General features: G+C 74.8%; 6 protein-coding genes. 4 read left to right on the top strand and 2 right to left on the bottom strand.

Going from position 1 to position 3655, the window contains the following annotated elements; translation table 11 throughout:
* The first annotated feature begins 280 nt into the window (after positions 1-280).
* Genes AC2W7G_RS11530 through AC2W7G_RS11520 form a run of 3 tightly spaced genes read left to right on the top strand, consistent with a single transcriptional unit; the run spans position 281 to position 1180 of the window.
* Positions 281-646 carry a LiaF domain-containing protein gene (locus AC2W7G_RS11530; protein WP_485868559.1) on the top strand — a complete coding sequence of 122 codons (366 nt, stop codon included), beginning with the start codon at positions 281-283 and terminating at the stop codon, positions 644-646.
* Positions 643-990: a hypothetical protein gene (locus AC2W7G_RS11525; protein ID WP_485868558.1), complete on the top strand. Its 348-nt coding sequence runs from the start codon at positions 643-645 to the stop codon at positions 988-990. The genes AC2W7G_RS11530 and AC2W7G_RS11525 overlap by 4 nt, the downstream gene beginning before the upstream one ends.
* A complete protein-coding gene (locus AC2W7G_RS11520) occupies positions 962-1180 on the top strand; it encodes a PspC domain-containing protein (RefSeq protein ID WP_485868557.1) in 219 nt (72 codons plus the stop codon). Before AC2W7G_RS11525 ends, AC2W7G_RS11520 begins: the two co-directional genes overlap by 29 nt.
* On the opposite strand, the gene AC2W7G_RS11515 is transcribed toward AC2W7G_RS11520, so the two are convergent.
* The gene (locus tag AC2W7G_RS11515) at positions 1131-2201 is read right to left on the bottom strand and encodes a glycerophosphodiester phosphodiesterase family protein (protein WP_485868556.1); all 1071 of its coding nucleotides are present in this window, start codon (positions 2199-2201) and stop codon (positions 1131-1133) included. The genes AC2W7G_RS11520 and AC2W7G_RS11515 overlap by 50 nt on opposite strands.
* 4 nt (positions 2202-2205) lie before the next feature.
* The gene (locus AC2W7G_RS11510) at positions 2206-3357 is read right to left on the bottom strand and encodes a gamma-glutamyltransferase (protein ID WP_485868555.1); all 1152 of its coding nucleotides are present in this window, start codon (positions 3355-3357) and stop codon (positions 2206-2208) included.
* 117 nt (positions 3358-3474) lie between these two features.
* Here AC2W7G_RS11510 and AC2W7G_RS11505 point away from each other — a divergent pair.
* Positions 3475-3655, top strand: a 181-nt coding sequence (locus AC2W7G_RS11505; RefSeq protein ID WP_485868554.1) for a YbdD/YjiX family protein, incomplete at its 3' end; no start/stop codon positions are given.

Below are 3655 nucleotides of genomic sequence, written 5' to 3'. Positions count from 1 at the left end.
CGTTCCCGCCGCAGCCGGCCCCGCCGCAGCCGCCGGCCGAGCCCCGGTCGATGGCCCTGCCCGTCCTGACCCTGTCCACCGGCGCGATCGCCCTCGCCGTCACCTACCTGACCGGTGCCGCCGACGACTGGACGACCTACGCGGCCGTCGCGCTGGGCGTCGTCACGGTCGGCCTGCTGGTCGGGACGTTCGTCGGGCGCACCGGTCCGCTGGTTCCGCTCGGCGTGCTGCTCGCGCTCGTGCTGGCCGCCGGCACCATGCCCCCGACGGCCGCTGGGGCGTGCAGGAGCGTCGCCCCGTCCTGGCCGCCGGCGTCGACGCCGAGTACCGCCACGGCATGGGCGCCTTCGAGCTCGACCTGTCGGGGGTGCGTGACCCGCAGTCCCTGCTCGGCCGCACGGTGCAGGTCGACTCCGGCTTCGGCGAGACCCGCGTGATCGTCCCCGACGACCTGCCCGTCCGGGTGGAGAGCCGCGTCCGCGCCGGCGAGCTGGACGTCCTCGACCGCTCGGTGGACGGCACCGGCATCGTCCTGGTCGTCGACCGCCGCGACGACACCATCAGCCCCGCCGGCACGCCCGGCGGCCCCGTCCTGACCCTCGAGGTCGAGCACGACCTCGGCCGCATCCTCGTGGAGACCCGATGACCCCGCACCCGCCCCGCTGGGGCGTCCTCACCGTCGCCGTCCTGCTCGCCCTGGTCCTGCTCGGCTGGGCCTGGTGGGAGCACGACCTGCTCGACTCCGACGAGGCCGGTCTGGCCGTCGCGGTCGTCCTCATCGTGCTCGGCGTCGTCGGCATCGCCGCGACCGCCTGGCGATCGATGCCCGGCCGCAAGGCGTCCGCCACCCCGGGTTCGGCCCGGGAGCCGGAGCCGGTCCCGGACGCCCCCGCCCCGACCGACCGGCTCGGCGACGCCGAGCCCACCCGCACCCTCAGCCCCACCGACGAAGGAGACGACCATGAGCAAGAAGCTCGCCCGCAGCCGTGACGACAAGTGGGTGGCCGGCGTGTGCGGCGGCCTGGCCGACTACACCGGCATCGACGCCAACCTCATCCGGCTCCTGGTCGCCGTGACGACCGTGCTCGGCGCCGGCTCGGTGGCGATCGCCTACCTCGTGGCCTGGGTGATCATGCCCAAGCCGGCTGCGCCCACGTGGGGTCCGCCGCCCGCTCCGTAGCCCGCCAGACCTCGCGCGCCCGCACGGCGGTCGCGGTGAAGTCCGAGAACACCCCGTCGACGCCCGCGTCGAAGAACCGGAGGTACTCGGCCACCGCGTCGCCGTGCGCGGCCTTGTCGCGTCCGAGCCGGTGGTCGCGGGGCAGGAAGTTGTTCTCGTCGCGCATCGTCCACACGTGCACGAGGAGCCCGACCGCGTGGGCCCGGGCGACCAGGCCGGTCTCGCGGGTGAGCCGCTGCTTGGGGTCGCGGGCGACGACCTGGGACTTGTTCGGGCCGATCGCGTCGGCGTACTCGGACATGCGCGCCAGCTCGTCGGCGGACTCCAGGTCGGCGTACGTGCGCGCGTCGCCGGCGGCGACCAGGTCGTAGGGCGCGCCCTGGCGGTCCATGAGCTGCACGAGCGGCAGCGGGGTGCGGTCGCGCAGGCCGCGCAGGTTGGCCGTCTCCATCGACTGCACGACGACGTGGCAGCCCGGCACGTTGAGCCCCCGACGCTCGAGCACCCCGAGCAGCAGGTCGTCCAGGTCGAGGCCGAGCCGCGCGAAGTAGGTGGGGTGCTTGGTCTCGACGTAGACGCCGATCGGACGTCCGAGCGAGGCGGTGGCGCCCTGGGCGACGTCCAGCACCTCGTCGAAGGTCAGGATGCGCTGCTGGCCGGCGAGGGCGACGTTCTGCGGGCGCAGGTGGGGCAGGCGCTCACGGACGGTCAGGGTCTTGAGCTCGGCCAGCGTGAAGTCCTCGGTGAACCAGCCCGACATCGGCACGCCGTCGACCCACTTGGTCGTGCGGCGCGAGGCGAACTCCGGGTGCGCCGCGACGTCGGTGGAGATGCTGATCTCGTTCTCGTGCCGGACGACCAGGTGCCCGTCGGCGGTGGCGACGACGTCGGGCTCGATGTAGTCGCAGCCCTCCGCGATCGCCAGCTCGTAGGACGGCCGGGTGTGCTCGAGCCGGAAGCCGGGGACGCCGCGGTGGCCGATGACGACCGGGGCCGCTCCGAGGGAGTCGCGGGTGCTCACGTCCCTAGTGAACACCGTCGACCACACGGACCGCGCCCTCACGCCGGGGGTCCGCCGCAGCGTTCATCGACCCGTCACCGGTGCGTTGCGCGGCGATCACCCCGCCGAAGTACATCGAGCTGAACCCCTCGTGCTTGACGTCCTCCTCCGGGCGTCCGGCCCGGTGCACGTGGACGCGCGGGTGGCCGATGGCCGCGGGAAGGTCGAGCCCGCCGTTGGCGAAGCCGGCCAGCACCTGGACGATCGCGGTGGTGATGCGGTCCGCGCCGGGCGAGCCGATCGCCAGCACCCCGCCGTCGGCGTGCCGGCCGACCGTCGGGGCCATGTTGGACAGCAGCCGGGTGCCCGGCTCCAGGCCGTGCAGGCCGCGCGGGTTGAGCTCCTGCTCGCCCAGGCAGTTGTTCAACCAGATGCCGGTGCCGCGCGCGACCATGCCCGAGCCGTAGCCGGACGAGACGGTGAGCGAGCACGCGCCGCCCACGGCGTCCACCGCAGAGAACTGCGCGGTCGAGCCCGACTCCAGCAGCGCCAGGCCCTCGGCGTCCACGAGGTCGAGGTACTGGCGGGCGGCCTCGGCCAGGTCGGGGGCGTGCTCGAGCACGTCCAGCCGGTGGCCCAGCACCGCGCGCTGGACGCGGACGACGTGCTCGACGTCCTCGGGCGTCCACGCGCCACGGGGACGCCCGTCGAGCAGGGCGAGCATGGCGGCCACGCACACGCCGCCGACCGACGGGGGCGGGTTCGTGGCCAGGACCCACTCGCCCACGCGGGTGCGGAGCGACTTGCGCACGACCGGGCGGTAGGCGGCCAGGTCGTCGACGGTGAGCAGGCCGCCGCGCTCGAGCACGTCGGCGCTGATCGCGCGCCCGGTGTCGCCGGTGGTCAGCTCGTCGGGTCCGTTGGCGGCGACGCGCTCGAGGACGTCGGCCAGGTCCGGCAGCCGGCGTCGTCGGACACGAGCCCGCCGCCCCGGGCCGGCCAGCAGCGCGGCACTCGTCTCGTCCCAGCCGTAGACGTCCTGCTGGACGTGCTCGAGGTAGAACCGGGACGCGGCGCCCAGCCGGAAGCCGCGCCGGGCGACGTCGACGGCCGGGGCGACCAGCTCGGCCCACGGCACGCGACCCCACCGGCGGTGCGCCTCGCCGAAGGCGGCCATCGCCCCCGTGCACGGCGACCGAGCCGGCCCCGACGGTGATGGTGACGCCGCCGCCGTAGTCGGTGACCACGTCCCACGTGCCCGAGCCGCGCGGACGGTCGACCGCCCCGGCCGGGCATGTCCATCCAGCCGTCGACGGTCACGGCGGGCGAGCCGTCCGGCGGCTGGACGGTGAGGAAGGCGCCGGCGCTGGGCGAGACCAGGCCGACCTCGTTGACCATTCGCCACCAGGGCGGCGGCGAGCCGATGAGCCGCCGGGAGTTCTGGCGCGACTACCACCGCTGGCAGGACGACAACC

The organism is Aeromicrobium sp. PFPM2_SD2, assembly GCF_057364525.1.
The sequence above is the reverse complement of the archived record's forward strand: the minus strand, read 5'-3'. Positions and strand labels throughout refer to the sequence as shown.